At 62.7% G+C, this 21936-nt stretch carries 15 protein-coding genes; 9 read left to right on the top strand and 6 right to left on the bottom strand.

The features are described from left to right. Nucleotides 1-53 precede the first annotated feature (53 nt). From CAL11_RS10620 to CAL11_RS10605, 4 genes are all read left to right on the top strand, one after another. Nucleotides 54-1184, top strand: a complete 1131-nt coding sequence (locus CAL11_RS10620; protein ID WP_167382482.1) for a BamA/TamA family outer membrane protein — start codon at nt 54-56, stop codon at nt 1182-1184. Between the two features lie 124 nt (nt 1185-1308). Further along, the gene (locus CAL11_RS10615; protein WP_244172939.1) at nt 1309-3102 is read left to right on the top strand and encodes an N-acyl-D-amino-acid deacylase family protein; all 1794 of its coding nucleotides are present in this window, start codon (nt 1309-1311) and stop codon (nt 3100-3102) included. 63 nt (nt 3103-3165) lie between these two features. Further along, nucleotides 3166-4137 carry a Bug family tripartite tricarboxylate transporter substrate binding protein gene (locus CAL11_RS10610; RefSeq protein ID WP_086092899.1) on the top strand — a complete coding sequence of 324 codons (972 nt, stop codon included), beginning with the start codon at nt 3166-3168 and terminating at the stop codon, nt 4135-4137. Nucleotides 4138-4150: 13 nt separating this feature from the next. Beyond that, entirely contained in the window at nt 4151-4864 is a 714-nt protein-coding gene (locus CAL11_RS10605; RefSeq protein ID WP_086092898.1) for an SDR family oxidoreductase, read from the top strand. A 5-nt stretch (nt 4865-4869) separates the two neighbouring features. Here CAL11_RS10605 and CAL11_RS10600 read toward each other — a convergent pair whose 3' ends face one another. Continuing rightward, nucleotides 4870-5787 carry a LysR family transcriptional regulator gene (locus CAL11_RS10600; protein WP_086092897.1) on the bottom strand — a complete coding sequence of 306 codons (918 nt, stop codon included), beginning with the start codon at nt 5785-5787 and terminating at the stop codon, nt 4870-4872. Here CAL11_RS10600 and CAL11_RS10595 point away from each other — a divergent pair. Both CAL11_RS10595 and CAL11_RS24365 read left to right on the top strand, forming a co-directional pair. Next, complete coding sequence (locus CAL11_RS10595; protein ID WP_244172937.1) at nt 5786-6196, top strand: hypothetical protein; 411 nt, start codon at nt 5786-5788, stop codon at nt 6194-6196. The two genes, CAL11_RS10600 and CAL11_RS10595, sit on opposite strands and share 2 nt — an antisense overlap. A gap of 734 nt (nt 6197-6930) precedes the next feature. Further along, on the top strand, nt 6931-13299 hold the full coding sequence (locus CAL11_RS24365; protein WP_208617580.1) for a hypothetical protein: 6369 nt from the start codon (nt 6931-6933) through the stop codon (nt 13297-13299). Between the two features lie 138 nt (nt 13300-13437). Here CAL11_RS24365 and CAL11_RS10580 read toward each other — a convergent pair whose 3' ends face one another. The 3 genes from CAL11_RS10580 to CAL11_RS10570 all read right to left on the bottom strand — a co-directional run bounded on the left by CAL11_RS10580 (nt 13438) and on the right by CAL11_RS10570 (nt 16613). Beyond that, nucleotides 13438-14277, bottom strand: a complete 840-nt coding sequence (locus tag CAL11_RS10580) for a pirin family protein (protein ID WP_086092894.1) — start codon at nt 14275-14277, stop codon at nt 13438-13440. Between the two features lie 19 nt (nt 14278-14296). Next, complete coding sequence (locus tag CAL11_RS10575) at nt 14297-15511, bottom strand: hypothetical protein (RefSeq protein ID WP_086092893.1); 1215 nt, start codon at nt 15509-15511, stop codon at nt 14297-14299. 160 nt (nt 15512-15671) lie between these two features. Continuing rightward, nucleotides 15672-16613: a sensor domain-containing diguanylate cyclase gene (locus CAL11_RS10570; protein ID WP_086092892.1), complete on the bottom strand. Its 942-nt coding sequence runs from the start codon at nt 16611-16613 to the stop codon at nt 15672-15674. Between the two features lie 204 nt (nt 16614-16817). Here CAL11_RS10570 and CAL11_RS10565 point away from each other — a divergent pair, with 204 nt between their 5' ends. From CAL11_RS10565 to CAL11_RS10555, 3 genes are read left to right on the top strand one after another with little or no spacing between them, the layout of a single operon-like run. Then, the gene (locus CAL11_RS10565) at nt 16818-17981 is read left to right on the top strand and encodes an iron-containing alcohol dehydrogenase (RefSeq protein ID WP_086092891.1); all 1164 of its coding nucleotides are present in this window, start codon (nt 16818-16820) and stop codon (nt 17979-17981) included. 47 nt (nt 17982-18028) lie between these two features. Beyond that, entirely contained in the window at nt 18029-19576 is a 1548-nt protein-coding gene (locus CAL11_RS10560; protein ID WP_086092890.1) for an NfeD family protein, read from the top strand. A gap of 42 nt (nt 19577-19618) precedes the next feature. Further along, nucleotides 19619-20380 (top strand): slipin family protein, encoded by a 762-nt coding sequence (locus tag CAL11_RS10555; protein ID WP_086092889.1) that lies wholly within the window; start codon nt 19619-19621, stop codon nt 20378-20380. Between the two features lie 49 nt (nt 20381-20429). On the opposite strand, the gene CAL11_RS10550 is transcribed toward CAL11_RS10555, so the two are convergent. Continuing rightward, on the bottom strand, nt 20430-21182 hold the full coding sequence (locus CAL11_RS10550; RefSeq protein ID WP_015063819.1) for an amino acid ABC transporter ATP-binding protein: 753 nt from the start codon (nt 21180-21182) through the stop codon (nt 20430-20432). 25 nt (nt 21183-21207) lie between these two features. Next, nucleotides 21208-21861 carry an amino acid ABC transporter permease gene (locus tag CAL11_RS10545; protein ID WP_015063820.1) on the bottom strand — a complete coding sequence of 218 codons (654 nt, stop codon included), beginning with the start codon at nt 21859-21861 and terminating at the stop codon, nt 21208-21210. Between the last annotated feature and the right edge of the window lie 75 nt (nt 21862-21936).

Genomic DNA, 21936 nt, shown 5'->3' with positions numbered 1-21936 from the left:
GGACGGTCGAGACGCGGCGGTCCGCGGCTTGCCTGGGACCGACGGGACGCTGGATGAGAACCACGAGAGGACTTGCATCGGGCTTGCTGGCCGGCGCCGCCATGGGCGCGGCAGCCTGCATGGCGCAACCCTCGTCCTGGAGGGATCCGCAGGATGGCGCGTTCGACATGAGCGACTACCTGCTGCATCGCAAAGGCGTGTTCCCGGTGCCGATGGTGATCACCGAGCCCGCCGTGGGCTATGGCGGCGGACTGATGCTGATGTACTTCGCCGAATCGCTGGCCGAGGCGGGGCAGAAGGCCCGGAAGGAGGGCGACGCCCTGGCGCCGCCGAACGTGACCGGCGCGGGCGTGCTGGGCACCGAGAACGGCTCGCGCGGCGCCGGGCTGTTCCACTTCCATACCTGGGACGGCGACCGCTACCGCTACCTGGGCGCGCTGGCGCAGGGCAAGGCCAACCTCGACTATTACGGCATGCTCAACCGCGGGCGCAGCTATGAGCTGAAAGGCACGTTCCTGGTGCAGCAGCTGCTGGCCCGGGTGGGCGACTCGCATTGGTATGTCGGCCCGCGCTACACCTACTTCAAGTCCGACACGCGCTTTACCGGCCAGGCCGCCACCGAGCTGGGCGTCAGGGACCAGGCCGCCAGCGTGGGCAAGCTGGGGCTGGTCATCGACTACGACAACCGCGACAACATGTTCTATCCCACCAAGGGCAGCTACGCGGAACTGGAGGCGCAGTTCGCGCGCGGCTGGCTCGGCGGCTCCAAGTCGTTCGAGACCTACCGGGCGCGCGGCTATACCTGGCTGCCGATCGATCCGAAATGGACGCTGGGCCTGCGCCTGGACGCCCAGACGACCAGCGGCGCGGTGCCGTTCTACGCACAGCCCTATATCGATCTGCGCGGCGTGCAGCGCGGCCGCTACCAGGACAAGACCGCGCTGGCCGGCGAGGTGGAGCTGCGCTGGAACGTCACGCCGCGCTGGTCCCTGCTGGGCTTTACCGGGGTGGGCAAGGCCTACGGCCGCTGGAAGTCGTTCGGCGAAGCCTCCAATGTGACCAGCATCGGCACCGGGTTCCGGTACCTGATCGCGCGCAAGCTGGGCCTGTCCGCGGGCATCGATATCGCCCATAGCAAGGACCAGAACGCGTTCTACATCCAGGTGGGCAGCGCCTGGCGCTAGGCGTGCGAGGCGGCGTCGGCGAACGCGCAAGCGGCCGCGCCGTGGATTGGAAATCCTTGTCACAGCATAAGAAATCCTTGCTTGTCGCCCGCCGGGTTCGCCGTTGTAATCCGTCGGGACAGGCATGGTGAACCCCGCCCCGCACGCAGGCGCGCAGGGCAGCTCAAGCGAGGAAGAAATGCACGACGAACAGGCGCTCGATCTTGTCATCCGCGGCGGACTGCTCATGGACGGGCGGGGCGGCGCGCCCCGGGTGGCGGACATCGGGGTGCGCGGCGCGCTGATCGCCGAGATCGGCAACATCGCGCCGGGCGCGGCCGCCGAGATCGACGCGCGCGGCAAGATCGTCACGCCCGGGTTCGTCGACATCCATACGCATTACGACGGGCAGATCATCTGGAATTCCCGCCTGGCCCCGTCCAGCTGGCACGGCGTGACCACGGTGGTGATGGGCAACTGCGGGGTCGGGTTCGCGCCGGTGCGCGCGGCCGATCGCGGCAATCTGATCGAGCTGATGGAAGGCGTGGAGGACATCCCGGGCGTGGCGCTGCACGAAGGCCTGGACTGGGCCTGGGAAACGTTTCCCGACTTCCTGCGGGCGACCGAACGGATCGAACACGATATCGACTTCTGCGCGCAACTGCCGCACGCGGCGCTGCGCGTGTATGTCATGGGCGAACGCGCGCTGCGGCTGGAGATGGCCACGCCCGAGGACATCGCGCGGATGCGCGGCCTGGCGGCCGAGGCCATACGCCATGGCGCCATCGGGTTCTCGACCTCGCGCTCGATCAATCACCGTTCGGTCACCGGCGATCCGATGCCGTCGCTGCGCGCGGCCGAGGAAGAGCTGACCGGCATCGCCCTGGGACTGGCGGACGCCGGCGGCGGCGTGCTGGAGATCATCATCGATTTCGACGATCCGGACCTGCTGGAGGCCGAGTTCGGCATGATGCGCCGCCTGGTGGAAAAGTCCGGCCGGCCGCTGTCGTTCTCATTGATGCAGAAGCACGGCAACAAGGAAGGGTGGCGCCGGCTGCTGGCCCTGACGGCGCAGGCGGCGGCCGAAGGCCTGCCCATCCGGGCGCAGGTCGCGCCGCGCGGGGTGGGCGTGCTGCTGGGCATGCAGGGCAGCCGCAACGTCTTCTCGGATTGCGCCAGCTACAAGGCCATCGCCGACCTTCCCCTGGACGAGCGGGTACGCCGGATGCGGGATCCGGCGTTGCGCGCGCAGCTGCTGCGCGAATTGCGCGAGAGCCGGGATACGCCGCTGGGCAAGCGCCTGAACGAATTCGACAACATCTTTCCGCTGGGCAACCCGCCGTGCTATGACCCAGGCCCCGAACGCTCGATCGCGGCGCTGGCCCGGCGCGCCGGCGCCGATCCGGCCGGCCTGGCCTACGACTGCCTGCTCGAGGACGACGGCAAGGCCTTGCTGTTCTCGCCATTCGCGAACTACGCCGACAAGAACCTGGACGCCTGCGCGCAGATGATTGCCGATCCGAACACGGTCATCGGCCTGGGCGACGGCGGGGCGCACGTAGCGTTGATCTCCGACGCCAGCTTCCCGACTTTCCTGCTCAAGCATTGGGGCGGGGGGGCAGGGCAGCCGGCCTTCGACCTGCCGTGGCTGGTCAAGCGCCAGACGGCGGACACCGCCCGGGCCGTGGGCCTGCTCGACCGCGGCGTGCTGGAAGTCGGCAAGAAGGCGGACATCAACGTCATCGATCCCGCGACGATGGATCCCGGCGTGCCGGTCATGAGCATGGACTTGCCGGCCGGCAAGGGCCGCTATCTGCAAAAGCCCAGCGGCTATGTGGCGACCATCGTGTCCGGCGTGGTGGTCTACCGCAACGCCGAGGCCACCGGCGCGCTGCCCGGCAGGCTGGTGCGCATGGCGGCCAAGCCCGCGCACGCCTGACCGCATCGCCGCCGGCCATGGCCGGCGGATGGCGCTCAAACAATAAACAAGGAGGAGAAGACCATGATGAAAGGCATCTGTGCAGCGTTTGCGTTCGCCGTGCTCTCGGCTTGCCGGCCAGGCCTGGCCCATGCCGCGTTTCCCGAGCAGCCCATCAGGCTGGTGGTGCCCTTCGCGCCGGGCGCCACGATCGGTCCGCTGGCGCAACTGGTGTCCGAGCAACTGTCCAGCGATCTGGGCACGCCGGTGTACACCGAGTTCAAGACCGGCGCCGGCGGCAACATCGGCGCCGACATCGTGGCCAAGTCGCCGGGCGACGGCTATACGCTGCTGCTGGGCACGATCAGCATCCTGACCATCAACCCGTCGCTGTACCACGACTTGCCGTTCGACCCGGTCAAGGACTTCAAGCCGGTTTCGATGCTGGTCACCACGCAGAACATCCTGGTCGTCAATCCGGACAGCAAGATCCAATCGGTGGCGGACCTGGCCGACTATGCCAGGCAGCATCCTGGCCAGGCCACCTTCGGATCGTCCGGCACCGGCAGCACCATGCACCTGGCGGGCGAACTGTTCAGCACCACGGCGCAGGTCAAGATGACGCACGTCCCGTACCGCGGCGGCGGGCCGGCCCGCTCGGACCTGCTGGGCGGGCGGCTGACGCTGATGTTCAGCGACCTGAGCGCCATCCCCATGGTGCAGGCCGGCAAGCTGCGCGCGCTGGCCGTGACCGGGTCGCAGCGCGACGGCCGCATCCCCGATATCCCGACCATGCAGGAAAGCGGCATGAAGGGCTTCGATGTCGAACCCTGGTATGGCCTGGTGGCGCCCGCAGGCACGCCCGACGCGGTCATCGCCCGGCTCAACGCCAGCGTGCGCAAGGTGTTCGACAAGCAGCAGGTGCGCGAGGCGCTGCAGAACATCGGCCTGCGGCCGGCCAGCGACCTGTCGGTGGCGTACATGGCCGGCAAGATCGATAGCGACCTGGGCAAATGGGCGCCGATCGTCAAGTCGGTCGACATGAAAACCAACTGATGAGCGGCCCGGCATGAAGACGCAAGCAACAGCCGGCGACGGCGCGGCCGTGGTGGCCATCGCCGGCGGCATGGGCGCGCTGGGCAGGGCGCTGGCGCAGCGGTTCAGGCGGCGCGGCGACCTGGTCGTCGTGCTGGACCGGGCCACGGACGCCGCCGGCCGGCCGCAGGCGGGTGCCGACCTGGCCTTGCTCGACGTCGATCTCAACGACGTCGCCAGCACGCGCCATGCCTTCGACACGATCGCGCGCAGGTTCGGCAGGCTGGACGCCCTGGTCAGCGTGGCCGGCGGCTTTCATCACGAGACGCTGGCCGACGGCGGCGTCGAGGCCTGGGACCGCATGTATGCGCTCAATCTGCGCACCGCCGTGGTGGCCTGCCAGGCCGCGCTGCCGCTGATGCTGGCGCGCGGCGCCGGGCATGTGGTGTGCATCGGCTCGGACGCCATCGGGCGCGCGCACGCCGGACTCGGGGCGTACGCCGCGTCCAAGGCGGGCGTGGCCGAACTGGTAAGGACTCTGGCCAGCGAAACCCGCCACCGCGGCATCGCGGCCAACGCGGTGTTGCCCAGCACCCTGGACACGCCGGGCAACCGGCAGGCCATGCCCGAGGCCGATTTCTCCCGCTGGGTATCGCTGGACGCGGTGGCGGAGCTGATCCTGTTCCTGGCCTCGCCGCTGGCCGCCCAGATCAACGGCGCCTGCATCCCGATCGTGAACCGCTGCTGACTACGCTACGCGGCGGCGCCGCAGTGGGCGGCCAGCAGCCTGGAAAATACGTGGATGGACGAGGAGGCCGGATTGGAGGGGTCGCTCGTGCAATAGAAGTCGACCGCCGGCGCGCCGCGCGGCAGCGCGATCTGGCCGACCGTGTCGCGATCGTAGGAATCCGCCAGGAAAGTGGGCACGAAACCCATTCCCATGCCGGCCGAGATCAGGGACGCCACCGTGGCCAGGTGGCACACCTCCTGGCGCCGCAGGGCATGCGCGCCGGATTCCAGCAGGTAGCGGTCGACCACCTGCTGCACCGCATTGGAGTCCGGCAGCACCCACAGCACCATGTCGTGCAGGCGCGCCCAGTCTTCCACCCGCGCGATCTCCAGGCCCGGCGGCATCAGCCTGCCAGGACAGGCCAGCCGCAAGCTCATGTCGAAGATGAACTCGCTCTTGAGCCGCGAGGCGCGCCGCATATAGGTGCCGTAGGCGGCATCGAGCCTGCCGGCCTCCACCATGTCGTGCAGCACTTCCAGTTCAGCGTCCACAACCTCGCACGACCGGCCCGTGCATTGCTGGAACTCGCGCATCACGGCCGGCAGGACCGTGCCGGCGATCAGGGGCGACACCCCGACGCGGATCCCGCCTTGCTGGCGGCGGGTCAGCGCGGACAGCTCCAGCGCGCCCTTGTTGAGGCTTTCCATGGCCTGGCGGGCGTAGGGCAGGAACTGCGTGCCGGCCTGGGTGAGGGCGGTCGCGCGGTTCGAACGCTCGAACAGGCGGATCCCGACCTGCGTCTCCAGTTCGTTGATCATGGAGCTCAGGCCCGCCTGGGTGACGTGCAGCGTCTCGGCCGCGCGCGTGAAGCTGCGGACCTCAGCGACCAGCAGGAAGGCTTGGAGCTGGCGGGTGGATACTCTCATGTCGGTTGGGCCCATGCTTGTCGGCCCCGTCTTTTATCATGGCGCCGGCGCCGCGGGCCAGATGGCCCGTCCAGGACGGGGCGAGCGGCGCGTGTCGGATTCGATGTTTCAACAGGAGCGGACCGCCTTGTTTCTCTATTACCGGATCAGTTTCGTCCTCAGCGTGCTGGCGCTCGCGGCCTGGGCGATCGCCAGCACGCTCTACCAGGCGCCGCGTTACGGCGACGGCTACGGGCCTGACCCGCTTGGGGTCTTGCTTTACCTGGCGCTGTGGCCGGTGGGCCTGCTGCTGGCGCATTCCGGCCTGCTGGCGTGCCTGGTGCGCGCGCGGCGGCCCGCGTCGATCCTGCAAGGAAGACAGGGGGTCGCCATTCATCTGGCGCTGGGAGCGGGTTTTGTGCTTTACGCGCTGTACAGGTTCTAGCCGGGGTCGATAGGTGGCCAGGACGGTGGGTGGGTCGAAGATCACATTTGGGCATGAATTGATTCTTGACTGGCACACCCTTTCGGGAATCGCTCTTATCGATGATGACGATCAATCAATAGCTCGTCGCCTTCAGAAACAGGTACGCGAAGTATGGCTGCAGCAAGTGTTCAAAGGTATAAATACCTCAGGTCTCGGAACATTGTCCGAACAAATTGCTCAACGCTATTGGCTCGCCATGGTGGAGGTATCCGCTGCCGCGCAGTGTGCGTTCCTATCGTTCGGCGTCGGACGGCAAGTCATACCGTGAAAAACTCTTCATTACTTTGGCTCTAGAAAAAAAACTGCGAAGCATTCCCAGACCGAGCAGTACGTTTAGAAAAATAGAGGGATGATGACCAGAAAGGAAGCCCATACGCGTCGAACGAAGCGCGGCGCTATCTCGAGAGCTTTACGAATGACCGCGATTGGGCAGCATACGCTCTGTTTTATTTGGAACTAAAATTTCGAGCGGCGACTTATCTTTGGTATAACGGGAAACACCTATTGAACGCACTGATCGCTGAAGCAGAAGGGTGGCTAAGGAGCTCAGTTTTCAGGGCCAATTTCAACGTTTGCATGCTATGACAAATAGATTAACCCGAGCATCCATCGAGACAGATGTTACTCCGATTACAGTATCGCCCTCAAGAGATGAGAATAGAGAGTCTCTCGTGGAGGAGCTTCATACGCCAATGGGAAACGTTAAGCGAGAGGCGATCGCACCACGCAGAGGATATCTTTATCAGGACTATAGAACAGCCATTGCGTGGCTAGAACTTAAGGATGGGGAAGTGCTATTTGTCGAGGTCGCCGAGGATTACGTAAAAATCGTTAACAAGGAACTCGTCGCCACACAAGTTAAGGATTTGTCGAGAAATATCACGTTGAACGACGAGGGCGCTCGGAGCGCATTGGCGTCTTTTGTTGAACTGAAACGCCTGAATTCAAATAAGGCTGTCAAATATGCGTTTATCACAACGGCGACCGCGTCGGTGGAGCAGCGTACCCAGCATCGAGCGTCTCCGGCAGGCAGCATTTCTTATTGGCAGCGAGTTCAAGAGGGTGGCGAAATCGCTCCATTGAGGCGCGTATTGCTTGCGATGTCACTATCTCCCGAACTCCACGAATTTATAAAGGTAAGGTCTGAGGACCAGCTTCGTGAAGACCTAGTAACGCAGTTCGATTGGCATACAGGGGCTTTGCCGATCGGCCGTCTCGCCGAAGATTTGGAAGAAAGGGTGATTGCACGTCTACGGCAACGCGGGGTCGAGCGGGCACAAGGAAAAAAATATGTGGGCGCCGTTCTCCGACATGTGATTGAGCTTGCGCAGCACACCGATAGAGATGAACGGAGGCTTGATAAGCCTGGTTTGGAAGAATTGCTCGACAGACTTGCCACTCGAAGCATGAGTGCCCAAGAGTTCGAGGAACTCACTACTAAGGCGGCAATTGCGGATAATTTACCCAAAGACGTGCTGGATAGTAACGTTTTATCTCGCATTAACGCTCTGAAGAGCTCTAGGTATTTCGTCGGCTACGACAAGGTGGCCGCGGCACGAGCGCTCGCAGCAGATATTCGTCTACCAGGAAAGTATTCAGGGGCGTCAGATGATGTACGCGAGATGGCGTTATCTTGGTCGGCGAGGGTTTTATTGGATGAACAACCGGAATTGGCTGCTGAGTTAATCGAAGCTGCTAAGGAGTTGGTGGCGGACTCAGAGATGGCGCGTCTCACGGGCGCAATCCGTTCTGCAGTTGACGATGTTTCGTTGGCTTTTTCCGAGATCGAAAATCTAACATCGCCCCAGGCGATGACTGCACGCTACATCATTCAGCGACGCTCCGTGAAAGGCCCTATAGGCTTCGCGACGGCGATTGCGTGGTTCGAGCAAGCAGGTCTGGGCGTTGACGAGCTTGATGAGGACGGCCAAGCACTTCTTCTTGGAGACCTGATGCGTACTGAGCGATGGAACGAGGTCACCAGGTTCGCCGCCCTCATCGATACCGAGAACTGTGTACACCCGAGCCTGCTGTTGACCTGCGCATTGGCCAATCTCTGTCAAGCAGCGCCGATTGAACGACGCGACGAGATCCTGGAGATGCCGCCTTTATGGGATCCGTTGGGGTTCCCACTTGCCGCGACAGCCATGGGGATGGCGGCGCGCGCGCGAGCGATTGAACTGTTTGACCGGCTTCGGACAGTCGCAATAAACCTAGAGTTGAGTTTGGTGAGCGATCACGCGCTGGAGTATATGCTTTGGTTGAAATTAGCGGAGGCGCCACACGAGCAGAACACGATGCGAGAAATCGAAATGTTAGTATCGCGCAGCGAGGATTGGGAGCGCTGGGTGCCGCTTGCAATCTCGGCTGGAGTCAAAGTAAGCATTTCGACAATACGACAAAGACTTCAACATCGCTATATCCGCCTTGGCTCTCACAATTTCAGTAGTGCGCGAGCACTACTGGCCACAATTTTGATTGGGCAAGGGCGGACAAGTTCAGGCGACTGGCGTGCCTATGAGAACCAACTTGCGACACATTTTTCCGATGCGTTTCTCATTTCGCTGGAGGTGCAGATCTGCTTGCAGGACGACAATATAGAGGGCGCTCGCACTGCTCTCAACCGGCTGGAGTTCAATCCTGATACGGAGCGCACGCGGAATCGACTAGAGATATTAATTTCAGCACGGGGAAGTACGGATTTATTGACCAAGCGTCGTGAAGCGTTCCTGCGTACGGGGGAGATGTTTGATCTTCAGCAACTAATCACGAGCCTCTCGCATAACCAGCTATGGCCAGAGGTCGCCGATTACAGCCGCGAGATGTTTAACCGATCAAAGAGTGTCGACAGTGCTATTCATTATGTATCTGCACTCAAAATGGCCGAACGATGGAGCGAGCTGGTCGGGTTCTTTGAGCAGTATCCAGAATTTTCTCGTCACCCAGGTGAACTGGCAGATACATATGCACAATTTTGTCTTCTTCTGGGGCGATGGCGGCACTTACAAGAGGCCCTTGCGGGTAGTCCACTATCAGAGGCATTAGCCCGGAAAGTCCAGCACCTTGTGTCGTTGCTGACCTTTCAATGGGACGACTTTAACTCGCAGATTGATGAGGCCCTGGCCATGCCAAACAAATACGCCGCGGAGGCGTTGTTGGAACTGGCATCCGTCGCAGCCACTATTGGTCGCGACACCGACAGCAAAAAACTCGCAGCTCATGCGGCCGACACAGCACCTGCCGACCCCAAGATCTTGATGTCCTCGTATCTGCTTGCAGCGAAGGGCATGTGGGATAACGAAGAAATCGCACGGACGTGGCTGAAGTTGGCTATCGAGCAGTCAGGCGATGATGGCGTACTACAACGACATTCGCTCGCAGATTTAATTGAGCGGATTCCAAAATGGCGTAAACAGAATGAACGGGCGTGGTCTGCATTGCGATCGGGTGAGCTCTGGCTTGGAGCATACGCAAAATCAGTAAATCAGCAGCTATCTCAAATAACTGTCGGCGCCGCAATCAACAATGCAAATCTCGACGATGTTCGCCGCCGATCTATCGTCCTTGCCTATAGTGGAGTACGTCAACCGCTGACGTTGGCGGTAGGGAAAAGAGTGGCAGTGGATATGACGGCGCTAATGACCTTGGCGTATCTTGGATTGCTGGATAAACTGCGGGGTATCTACTCGCGTATATTCGTACCACATTACACTGGCGCTTGGCTATTCGAGGACATTCAGCATTCGGAGTTTCATCAGCCGAAGCTGATTGAAGATGCGGGCCGACTGCTCGGCTATATAGCCCAGGAGCGGATACAGGTCTGCTCTAAGGTGATTATTGAAGATACGATGCTCATTCCCGAGGTGGGGCCAGAGTTGGCAGATCTGCTGCATCGCGCCAAGGAGTTGCAGGGAACGGGACAAGCGGCGTTTGTAATCAGTACTGCACCAATTCATCTGGTGGATTCGTTGCTCGAACGGGAAGCTGATCTTGCGCACTATGAGGGAGTTCTCAGAAGCCTTGGCTGCTTGATCGAGACACTCGACTTGCATGGGCTACTTACAGCACGGGAAAGAGAGAGGGCGCAAGTACTTTTACTCCGTGTCGATCGGAGATGGAGTCGCGACGCAGAGATCCCAGCGGGTACAACGCTCTTGCTGGACGACTTGGCCGTTAGCTATATCCAGTCACTGGAGTTACTTCCCCAGCTTGCGCGATCAAAATTCAAACTAATAATACATTCAAAGCTCAGGGACCAAGCAAGAGAGTATGCCGAACTGCGGGAGTCGGGGAGACAACTGCGTAATGTGCTTTATAGGGTTCGCGAGTTTCTGACCGCTGGTGTGCGGTCGGGAGAGATCGAAGTCCTTCCATTGCCGTATGAGCATTGGGGGCAGCCAAATCAGCCCTTGTTTCCGACTACAGATATCTTCCTACTTCAAGATAAATTCGATTCTATCCTAATTGATGATAGGTTGTTCAACAAACACCACGAGATTACACGTGAAAACGGCGAAGCAATTTCGATCAATTGCACACTGGATGTCATTGATCATTTGCGTGATACAGGGATACTCAGTGATTCCCAATGGATATCTCATCGTACCGAACTACGCCGTGGAGGCTACGCGCTCATCCCTGTGACAGAACAAGAGTTGGCTACAGCTGTTCAAGCGACTCACGTGCGTTCGGATGTAGTAACCGAAGGGCGTGATTTTCGAGCTATTCGGGAAGCAGTCTTATTAGTCCAAATGCGGGGTGTGTTAAGTCTACCGCTAGAGCATGCGTGGTTAGAAACGCTGCTTAAGGCGTGGAATGAGCTACTTATCGTATTGCTACAAGTTACTGACAATAATCGGCAAAGTGTGCTGGTCAAAACGGTACTTGATCTGAGTGATGTCAGAAATTTCGGCGACTGTTTCCCAGGAGAGATGTCCGCCGAAAGATTACGCTTTATGGGCCTCACTTCGTATGCGAGACTGATGGCCGCAAGCATGTTCCTGGAAGAGAGTGGACGGCCCAGCGATACGGTTACAGAAATATTTGATACGCTCCTTTGGCACTCACCGGTCGCGCACGAACAGTTAGTTGCGCAATCGAAGGCCATGTTGTTTCGTTTGAAGGAGCAGTTAATTCAAACCGTACCAATGGAAGATAGGCCTCGCGTTCCAACGCTACTATGGAGCCGCATTCGACAGTTACCGAAATCGCTGCGCATCGCCTTGGTTGAGGACGAGTCGGTTCGAACGAATTTGGCCTTGCCGATTGAGCCACAACTTCAGCTTAATATTTTTGAAAATCCAAAATTCAACTCTGATGTTCTGTACTCCGCTGTGGCTAAGGTTCTACAGGGCGCGGAGAGTGCCGAAGTTGCCGATTGTGATAAAAAGTCATGGATTGTTAGACGCAACAGTCGCGGACAGGCGGTTCTTGACGTGGTGGGCCATGCACGTCCCTTGGTGTTTCCAGATATCGAGTATATGTTCGATGACCCTCAGGCCCGCGTCGCGCATTTCATCTCCAAATGTACCGCGGCAGGTGTGAGCATCGGGTCCCTGGACGATACAGTACTCGCCGATCTAGGGCGTGCACCATTGACTAGTAGGAAGATCAACGAGATACAGACGTTGCTTTTGCAGTTTCCAATAGCCCGACATGATATGTTGATGGATGATATGCAAAGGGGCGGGGTAACGCTGGGCACAATGTTTCCATCACAGTTGGCCTACTACGAGCATATGGTAGGCGAGTGGCAAGGTGAGCCCGACATCTTGACATTCGCAGCGCGCGCAACTCCCGAACAAGACGAAGCAGTCCAGTTTGATACACGCCTCTTGATTGGGCTCCTATCATGCGGGCATAGCGCCACGAGCCCACACCTCATGATCGTGCAGGCAGGTATACCAGCGCTCAAGGCATTTATTGCTGATCATGTTTTATCTCTAGACATCTGGTCCCTAACGGCCTTTCTTGAGGGGCTATTTAGGCGAGGCGACGCAGCTCAGGAATTTAAAGACGAGATCCTACAACTCTTGAGCCTCTTCGATCGCCTCGTGAATCAGACTATGGATAGATGCCGCTCGCTCGTAGCGCTGGTACGCGCGGCTGATATTCGGATCCGATCATTATCACCTTGTACGGATCCACCGCCATATTGGCGTAGGCTTGCATCCATAGGTCAAGCAGCATTAATTGAGCGTGCTCTGATACGTACGAGCGGAAATATTGAGCCGTATTTAGAAACGCTCGAGCCGATGGCAGCCGTGTACTTCGGCGCCAGTATCATCGATATGCAACGGGAGCCCGCCTGGGCCCCTTTGCTGTTAAATGAGCACCAACTGCAGCAAGAGCTACTGGGCAGGGTGCTCGCGGCTTGGTTTAGTTATGTCGACATAGCTCCAGCCTTCGAAACTCATCGCGAGGAATTCGCTTCGACGATACAAACTTTACAGTCGTCAGGCGATATGCTGATGAGTACTGCCCCTGGCCCCACGGAGGGCAGTATTGCGTTGCAAGAGCTGCCGGCCATACATCACGATGCACTTGAGCGGTTATTGGGCCAACTGCCTACCAAAGCACTGCATGCGTGGATGATGGCCGCCAGGATCGGAACGACGGTTAGGCTGCCCAAGTCGCTTCACGCTAAGTTATTGGCAAGCGTCGAACAATATGGAGCTCAAGTTTTTGCAGGGCACACTGACAGCCAATCCATCGAAGTGTTGGCGTGGCTCGCTTATCTAGCGGCCAGTGGGCGGGATACAGCTCTCGCCACGCTTGTCATCAAGCAGGCAAGGGCTGCAGCAACTGCGTCACAAGAGGGGATCGTTTTTTGCTTGTACGTTAGTGTAATTGCTCTTGCAGCCTACGAGGACCGCCAGGAGTGGCAAGCGCTGATGGTTGAGTGTGCTAGCCATGCCGCGTACTCCTGTAGCGATCGCACTGAAGCGATGCATTGTCTCGCGGCCATCGAAAATTTCGTGGTCGCCGACTGGAGACTGCAGTTGCCATTGGCCAACGCACGGGCGGCTCTGAACGGATTGATACACCAAGCCGGGATTTAGCCTTGCGAATGTGTATGGTTTATCTCGAATGGGCAGCAGGCTGTCATGCTGCCAGCTCATCAATCCAATACTTTACATAATATACATTATGCGTATTTTGGGCGTCCGTATCCGCGGGCCGATGGCCGCCATGGAAAGTCAGAAAGGCACGCCATCCAGCGTGCCCATTTTCCCGCTGGCGTAGTCGCGCTTGGCCTGTTCCAAGCGCGCTGCCGTGTCCATGACAAAGGGACCTGAAAACAGAATCGGACCTTCGGCCGGTGCTCCGCCCAGCAGCGCGACATCCGCCGGCTGTCCTGCAGTTGCGGTAATGCGCACGCTGTCGTCGCCCGAAGTCAGCACGGCCAGGCTGCCGGCGCCGATGGCGGGTTCCGTTCCATGCTGGATCAACCCATCCAGCACATACAGGCCAAGCTCGGCGTCCGCGTCGACCTTCAGGGCGATGCTTGCGCCGGCGTCGAGCCGCGCGACTGCCCAGATGGTGGGAGATGCCAGATGCATGGGGCCTTCGACATCGTCGATACGGCCCGCCAGCACCCGTACGCGCGCGCCGTCGCGCTTGATTTCCGGGATGGCGGCCTCGCGGTATGAGGCATAGGCAGGCTCCGCCAGCTTCTGGCTTGGTGGAAGCGCGGCCCAGAGCTGCAGGCCATGTCGCCCTCCTTGCGGTTGCTCTGCGTGAAGCATCCCGCGGCCGGCACGGATGTGCTGGGCATCTCCTGGGCCGAGCCGGTCAGAGCGGCCCATGCTGTCGCGGTGCTCCACGCCCCCTTCCAGGAGGTAGCTCAGCACCTCGATGCCGGCATGTGGATGCGGCCGATCGCCGATTCCGCGTTTGCTTTGATGCCGATAGTGGTCAATGAAAACGAACGGACCTAGCTGATCCCGCTGGTCTGAAGGCAGCGCACGCCACAAGAGCATATCGCCGTCATCGATCAGACGCTGGCCCGGCAAGACGTTGGCAATGGCACGAGTCATGACGCTCACCCTTCTGCGGCTAGTTGCTGCTCGAACGGATCCCGCCGCTGATCTGCAGGGATCCGATTTCGCCGTGGATCTCCAGCGGGGCAATCTCCTTGCCGTGCGTGATGACACCGCCCGCGATCACCACTTCGGCCACCGAGCCGCCCGGTTTGATGCTCAAGGCAACGGCGCTCAGCGAAACCACCACGCCCTTGACGAGTGAATCGCCGGTGGCCCCGTATGTTTCGATTCCCCGGTTCACATGCAAGGGCCCCATCGGCTGGCTGACCTGTACGCCGACCGCGCCATCCGCATGGGTGGCGATGCGATCGAACTCGGCCCGATTCAACGTGCCCGCGTACAGGTTGAAGCCACGCGCTCCCTGGCCAAAGGTCTCGATCGGAGCGTTGATCTTGAGCCAGCCCAGGCCGCCGAAGTTCACGAAGCCGATGCCGCTCGGGCCGAATGAGGTGATCTTTGCATCCGCTTCCCAGCGATCAACCTGCCCCCAGTTGTCGAGCACCATGTCGTTGACGCCATAGGTAGTGACCGGGCCGAGATTGCGCACGCTATCGACATAGGCGCCGTGCACGGTGAATACGCCGCCCGTGATGACATCGGGCGTGCCGGGTGGAATGCGTCCGTCGCTGAATATCGGCCCGGTCTCGAGCCTGCGAATACTCAGACAGCCTTGGGCGAAGTCCGGCCCGCTGACAAAAATCCCGCTGCCGATGACAGGCGCCGACGCGCGTCCGGCGGACAATCCGATCAAGTCGGCAGTCACGACCACCTGCGGGTCGGTTTGCATGTTCCACAGCGTAAATGCCCCCTGGATCACGCGCACGCCGAACCCTTGCGGGCGCTCGTCCCGAGAGCGCGTATCGGCGGCAATCACATCCAGCCCGGCGACTTCCAGATGCCCGCCCCGCACCTGGTCGCGCGCCAGGATCTGCACCTGGCCGATGGTTGCCACGTCGGCCAGGCGCATGACGCCGAGATGGGTCGCCTGCGTGTCGTTGTGGATCGCCCGGCGTTCGGGGGCCGTCTCCAGGCGCAGATTGCACACCGTGTTGTCCGTGGACAGGCACAGGCCATCCTGATCGGGCGCAAACGTAATGATGGCCTGCCGATCCGCGCCTTCGAGGCCTTGCCCGGGGGCCAGGGAGAATCCAGGAACGTTGGTCAGATGGCCTTTTATGATGATTTTTCCTGGCCCTGCCTTGCCCACCGCCGCAAGCAGTTCATCCACCGTGGAGGCTATGGATACGTCACCTGGGCACATGATCAGCACCTCGATTCGGAGAGATCGAGAGAAAGTATAGAACTGCGCCGCGCGCGGGAGCAAGGTCAATTACGGGGAGAGCCGCCCTGCTTCGCAATCCTGCCGCCCCGGGCTTGGGCGCCCAGGCCTACACCCGCGCATGCTCGATGCGATGCCTGCCATTCTTCTTGGCCGCATAGAGCTGCCGATCGACGGCTTGGATGAAGCCGGCCGGCTTCGTCTGCCCGTCCGGCACCACGGTGCCGGCTCCGATGCTGACCGTGACGCGCCTGCCATGCGGCGACAGCGCATGTACGATGGATTTCTTCTCGATCAGGCGCTGGCAGCGCTCGGCGACCTTGCGGGCCACCTCGGCGTCGGCCTCGGGCAGCAGCACGACGAACTCCTCGCCGCCGTAGCGCGCGACCAGGTCGCGCGGGCCATCCAGCGCCAGGCTCAGGGTCTGGGCGATCTCCACCAGGCATTGGTCGCCCTGGGTGTGGCCATACAAGTCGTTGTATTGCTTGAAATAGTCGACGTCGAACAACAGCACGGACAGCGGCTGGCGTTCGATGCGCGCGCGCTCCCACTCCAGTTCGAAACTGCTGTCGAAGCGGCGCCGGTTGGCGATGTTCGTCAAGCCATCCTTGAAGGACAGCACCTCCAGCTCTTTTTGCAGAAGCAGCAGCTTTTCTTCCGTCTTCTTGCGTTCGGTGATGTCGAACATGAAGCCGATCAGCGCTTCGGCCTCGCCCTCGTCGTTGCGCACCACATGCACGACGTCGCGAATCCAGACATAGCCGTTGTCCTTGGTCAGGGCCCGGTAGTCGGCTTCATGGTCCGCGCCGGCCTGGGATTGGCTGACGCAGTAATTCACCACATATTCGCGATCCTCGGGATGCATGCGCATGGCCCAGTCCTCCACGCTGACCCAGCTGTCGGCGCTCCAGCCCAGCAGGGCCTCGATCTGCGGGCCGATATAGGTGAACTTCATGGTGGCCCAATCGATCTTCCAGGGAATCGCCTTGGTCGACTCCAGCAAGGTCCGGTACACCGCGCTGTCGTCCAATAGTGTGTTTGCGTCAGACATGCCCAACCCTTTTCGATACATATCGATACGCTACTGTAGCCCGAAGATGGCGGCCCTGGCGCTGGATTAAACGCGCGGTTAGTGTCCTGACGTATCGGTTGAATTCATGCATAATCGTTGTGCATTCCATCCGTGTCCTTCGTGCCACCCTGGAATGCGTCAGGCTTGACCGATAACCATAACGCCAGCCCAAGGAGACAGACCATGCGGGGTCGCTACGAATTCCTGGCCCAGGACCGGGTCATCTATGGCGAGCCGGCTGCCGCCGCCGTGCTCGATACGGCGGCGCAGATGGGCGCCAACCGGGTGTTCCTCGTCAGCAGCGCCACCCTCAGCCGCAAGACCGACGAAATCGAGGCCATCAAGACCGCCCTCGGGGCGCGCTTTTGCGGCATGTTCGACCAATGCGTGGCCCATGTGCCGCGCGACAGCGTGCTCGAGGCCGCCGAGCGCGTCCGGCAGGCCCGGCCCGACCTCATCGTCACCATCGGCGGCGGCACGCCGATCGATACGGCCAAGATCCTGCTGATCTGCCTGGCCGAGGACATCCGCACGGCCGAGGAACTGGGCACCTATCGCATCCAGGTGCTCGAGGACGGCAGCAAGCGCGTCCCGGCGGTCAAGGCGCCGCCGATCCGCCAGATCGTGGTGCCGACGACCCTGTCGGGCGCGGAATTCAGCAACCTGGGCGGATGTTCCGACCCGCTGCGCCAGGTCAAGGACCTCTATACCGGCCGGTTGATCGGCGCGCAGGCGGTCATCCTCGATCCGCGCCTGACGGTGCATACGCCCGAGTGGCTGTGGCTGTCGACGGGCATGCGCGCCATCGACCATGCGGTGGAGACGATCTGCTCGCGCAATCCGCAGCCGTTTACCGATGCGACCTGCCTGCATGGGTTGAAAATGCTGTTCGACGGCTTGCGCCAGACCCGGCGCGCGCCCGACGACCTGGACGCGCGGCTGCAGAGCCAGCTGGGCGTCTGGCTGGCCTCCACCGGCCTGGGCCGGATCGAATGGGGAGCCAGCCACGGCATCGGGCACCAGCTGGGCGCGGTGGCCGCGGTGCCCCACGGACATACCTCGTGCGTCATGCTGCATAACGTGATGCGCCACAACCTGTCGCACACCGCCGAGCGGCAGGCGCTGATTTCCGCCACGCTGGGCCAGCCCGACGTGCCGGCCGCCGACCTGATCGAGGCGCTGGCGCGCGAGCTGGGCATGCCGACGCGGCTGCGCGACGTGGGGGTCGAGCGGGCGCATTTCGAGGCCATCGCCGCCGGCGGCATGCAGAACATGATGGTCCGCAGCAACCCGCGGCCGATCTCCTCGCCGGCCGATATCGTGGCGATCCTCGAACAGGCGTATTGAGGCGGCGCGATCCGGCGGCCGGGCACGGGCCTTGCTGACCGGCGGGCGTGAAACCGGGTACCGCACGCAAATGGAGTACGCTGGAGCCAACGAGGCGGGCTTTCCGCCCGCCGTCGTCCGCCCACCGCGATTTGGGGGATACGCGCATGCATGCCCGCGTCCCGAGGCTGGTCGCCGATTTATTGCACCTGCTGCGCCTGCTGGGCTGCGTGGCCGCCCTGCTGCTGCCGGCCGGCTGGGGCGGCGCGCGCGCGGCCGACGGTAGCGCCCCGCCGCCGCGCGCCGCCGTGGTGCTGTCGCTGGACGGGATCGTCGGGCCGGCCAGCGCCGACTATGTCGTGCGCGGCCTGGCCGGCGCCGCAGCGCAGGATGCCGTGGTCGTGCTGCGCATCGACACCCCGGGCGGGCTGGATGCGTCGATGCGCGAGATCATCCGCGCCATCCTGGCCTCGCCCGTGCCGGTGCTGGCCTATGTGGCGCCGGGCGGCGCCCGCGCGGCCAGCGCGGGGACCTACATCCTGTATGCAAGCCATGTGGCGGCCATGGCGCCGGCCACCAACCTGGGCGCGGCCACCCCGGTGTCGCTGGGCGGCGGCTTCACGCCGCCGGACGACAAGGCTGAGCGCGACAAGGCCGCCCCTGGCGCCGCGGCGCCGGCCGATGGCGGCAAGGCCGTCACGCCGCGCAACGCCGCCGAGTACAAGGCCATCAACGACGCGGTGGCGTATATCCGCGCGCTGGCCGATCTGCGCGGCCGCAACGCCGACTGGGCCGAGCAGGCGGTGCGCGAGGCGGCGTCGCTGTCGGCCAGCCAGGCGCTGGCGCGCAACGTGATCGATATCGTGGCCGAGGACACCCCCGCCCTCCTCGCCCAGGCCGACGGCCGTACGGTGCGCGTGGGCGCGGCCAATACCGTGCTGCACACCAGCGGGCTGGCGCTGGTCGAGCGCGAGCCCGACTGGCGCACGCGCCTGCTTGGCGTGATCACCAACCCCAATCTGGCGCTGATCCTGCTGATGGTGGGCGTGTACGGGCTGATCTTCGAATTCATGAGCCCCGGCGCGCTGTTTCCGGGCGTGCTCGGCGCCATCTGCCTGTTGCTGGGGCTGTATGCCTTGTCGGTGCTGCCGCTGAGCTACGCCGGCGCGGGCCTGGTCGCGCTGGGCGCGGCGTTGATGGTGGCGGAGATTTTCACGCCCTCGCTGGGCGCGCTGGGCGTGGGCGGCGCGCTGTCGTTCGTGCTGGGCGCGACCATGCTGGTCGACGCGGATACGCCCGCCTACGCGGTGTCGCTGCCGCTGGTGGGCGGCGTGGCGGCGGCCAGCCTGGGGCTGACCTTCCTGATCGCCCGGCTGGCGCTGCGCTCGCGCCGCGCGCCGCAGGTCAGCGGCGCGCAGGGCCTGGTCGGCCGGCGCGGCCGCGTCCTGAGCTGGGAGCACGAGCAGGGTTTCGTCGCCGCCGACGGCGAACGCTGGCGCGCGCGCGGCCCGGCCGGCCTGGCCGCCGGCGACGCGGTGACGATCCACGCCGTGCAGGGCGTGACGCTGCACGTGGCGCCCGAACCGCCGGCGCCGCAAGCGCCCTCCCGCCCGTGACGCGCGGGCGGCCCGACTATCCTTTTCTTTGCGGAGTGCGCCATGTTCATGAACCTCGCTTTCTACGTCCCCATCCTCGTGCTGCTGCTGGCCCTGATCGCGCTGTCGGTGCGCATCCTGCGCGAGTACGAGCGCGGCGTGATCTTCACGCTGGGGCGCTTCACGGGCGTCAAGGGGCCCGGCCTGATCCTCATCATCCCGGTGGTGCAGCAGATGGTGCGGGTCGACCAGCGCACGGCCGTCTTCGACGTTCCCAGCCAGGATGTGATCTCGCGCGACAACGTATCGGTCAAGGTCAACGCGGTGATCTATTTCCGGGTGATCGACCCGGAACGCTCGGTGATCCAGGTGGAGAATTTCCGCCAGGCCACCAGCGAGCTGGCCCAGACCACGCTGCGCTCGGTGCTGGGCAAGCATGATCTGGACGAAATGCTGTCCGAGCGCGACAAGCTGAATATCGATATCCAGGAGATCCTGGACGCGCAGACCGATGCCTGGGGCATCAAGGTCGCCAATGTGGAGATCAAGCACATCGACCTGAACGAAAGCATGGTGCGCGTGATCGCGCGCCAGGCCGAGGCCGAGCGCGAGCGGCGCGCCAAGGTCATCAACGCCGAGGGCGAGGAGCAGGCCGCGCAGAAGCTGCTGGACGCCGCGCGCACGCTGGCGCAGCAGCCCGAGGCGATGCAGTTGCGCTACCTGAGCACGCTGGCGGTGATCGGCGCGCAGAACAGTTCCACCGTGGTGTTCCCCTTCCCCACCGACCTGGCCGGCGCGCTGGCGCGCTGGGCGCAGAAGCAATAGGGGCCCGCATGCGCAAGGCCTTGCGCCGGCCCTGGCGGCCCGGCAGGGCCTACAGCATGTGGGCGAGGAATTCGCGCGTGCGCGGATGCTGCGGCGCGTCGAAGAAGCGGTCGGAGGCGGCTTCCTCGAGGATGCGGCCTTCGTCCATGAAGACGACGCGGTGCGCCGCCTCGCGGGCGAAGCCCATCTCGTGGGTGACGACCAGCATGGTCATGTGCTCGTCGGCCAGCTGGCGCATGGTGCGCAGCACTTCGCCCGTGAGTTCGGGGTCGAGCGCCGAGGTGGGCTCGTCGAACAGCATGATGTCCGGCTCCATGGCCAGCGCGCGGGCAATGGCCACGCGCTGCTTCTGGCCGCCGGACAGCCGGCCGGGATAGTTGTCGCGCTTGGCCAGCAGGCCGACCTTGCGCAGCAGCTCCTCGGCCTTGGGGATCACGGCGTCGCGGCGCAGGCCCTTGACCGTCACCGGCGCCTCGATCACGTTCTGCAGCACCGTCATGTGCGGAAACAGGTTGAACGACTGGAACACCATGCCCATCTTGCGGCAGATGCGGCGCACGTCGGCATCGGCGGCGTACTGGCTCTTGCCGCCGGGCACGGCGCGCGCCAGCGTCTCGCCCTCGATCTCGATACCGCCCTCGTCGATGGTTTCGAGGTGGTTCAGGCAACGCAGGAAGGTGCTCTTGCCCGAACCGGATGGCCCGATCACCGCCACCACCTCGCCCTTGCGCAGCGTCAGCGACACGCCGTCGAGCACGCGCACGCCATGGAACGCCTTGGCGATGCCGCGGGCGTCGATCATGGCCGGGCGCTCGCCGGGCCCCGGCTTACTGGTCGTATTTGGCATAGCGCTTTTCCATGTGTTGAAAGAACCAGGTGAGGATCAGCGTCATGATCAGGTAGAAGGCGGCGGCGACCAGGAACGGCGTGGTGGTGAAGTCGCGCTGCACGATGCCGCGCGCGGTGCGCAGGATGTCGTTGAGCGCCAGCACGTAGATGAGCGAGGTGTCCTTGACCAGGGTGATGGTTTCGTTACTCATGGGCGGCAGCACGCGCTGCACCATCTGCGGCAGCACGATGCGCCGCATGGTCTGCAGGTAGCTCATGCCCAGCACCTTGCTGCCCTCGTACTGGCCGCGGTCCACCGACTGGATGCCGGCGCGGAAGATCTCGGCGAAGTACGCCGCGTAGTTCAGCGCGAAGGCGACCACGGCGGCCGGGAAATCCGGCAGGCGGATGCCGACCACCGGCACGAACGGCAGGGCGAAGTAGATGAACAGCAGCTGCAGCATCAGCGGCGTGCCGCGCATCAGCCAGATATAGCCGTTGACCAGGCGCGACAGCAGGCGCCAGCGCGAGATGCGCGCCAGCGCCAGCACCAGGCCCAGCGGCACCGCCAGGGCCAGCGTGATGAAGAACAGCGTGAGGGTGACCTGGGCGCCTTGCGCCATCGGCCCCAGGAGGGAAATTACGTAGTCCATGCCGGGGGTTCCCACCGCCTGCGACGACCTGCGGGAAAGAGGATTGGCCGGGCCCTGCCGGTCCGCGCCGCGGCG

It is taken from the genome of Bordetella genomosp. 6 (assembly GCF_002119705.1).
GTDB lineage: Bacteria > Pseudomonadota > Gammaproteobacteria > Burkholderiales > Burkholderiaceae_B > Bordetella > Bordetella bronchiseptica_F.
The sequence above is the reverse complement of the archived record's forward strand: the minus strand, read 5'-3'. Positions and strand labels throughout refer to the sequence as shown.

Bases quoted from the DNA above. Each gene is read 5' to 3' on its own strand.
- CAL11_RS10605 (WP_086092898.1), top strand. From the start codon at position 4,151: ATGAAGACGCAAGCAACAGCCGGCGACGGCGCGGCCGTGGTGGCCATC.
- CAL11_RS10600 (WP_086092897.1), bottom strand. From the start codon at position 5,787: ATGGGCCCAACCGACATGAGAGTATCCACCCGCCAGCTCCAAGCCTTC.
- CAL11_RS10570 (WP_086092892.1), bottom strand. From the start codon at position 16,613: ATGTCTGACGCAAACACACTATTGGACGACAGCGCGGTGTACCGGACC.
- CAL11_RS10580 (WP_086092894.1), bottom strand. From the start codon at position 14,277: ATGACTCGTGCCATTGCCAACGTCTTGCCGGGCCAGCGTCTGATCGAT.
- CAL11_RS10620 (WP_167382482.1), top strand. From the start codon at position 54: ATGAGAACCACGAGAGGACTTGCATCGGGCTTGCTGGCCGGCGCCGCC.
- CAL11_RS10545 (WP_015063820.1), bottom strand. From the start codon at position 21,861: ATGGACTACGTAATTTCCCTCCTGGGGCCGATGGCGCAAGGCGCCCAG.
- CAL11_RS10615 (WP_244172939.1), top strand. From the start codon at position 1,309: ATGGTGAACCCCGCCCCGCACGCAGGCGCGCAGGGCAGCTCAAGCGAG.
- CAL11_RS10550 (WP_015063819.1), bottom strand. From the start codon at position 21,182: ATGATCGACGCCCGCGGCATCGCCAAGGCGTTCCATGGCGTGCGCGTG.
- CAL11_RS10555 (WP_086092889.1), top strand. From the start codon at position 19,619: ATGTTCATGAACCTCGCTTTCTACGTCCCCATCCTCGTGCTGCTGCTG.
- CAL11_RS10595 (WP_244172937.1), top strand. From the start codon at position 5,786: ATGCTTGTCGGCCCCGTCTTTTATCATGGCGCCGGCGCCGCGGGCCAG.
- CAL11_RS10610 (WP_086092899.1), top strand. From the start codon at position 3,166: ATGATGAAAGGCATCTGTGCAGCGTTTGCGTTCGCCGTGCTCTCGGCT.
- CAL11_RS10565 (WP_086092891.1), top strand. From the start codon at position 16,818: ATGCGGGGTCGCTACGAATTCCTGGCCCAGGACCGGGTCATCTATGGC.
- CAL11_RS24365 (WP_208617580.1), top strand. From the start codon at position 6,931: ATGGGAAACGTTAAGCGAGAGGCGATCGCACCACGCAGAGGATATCTT.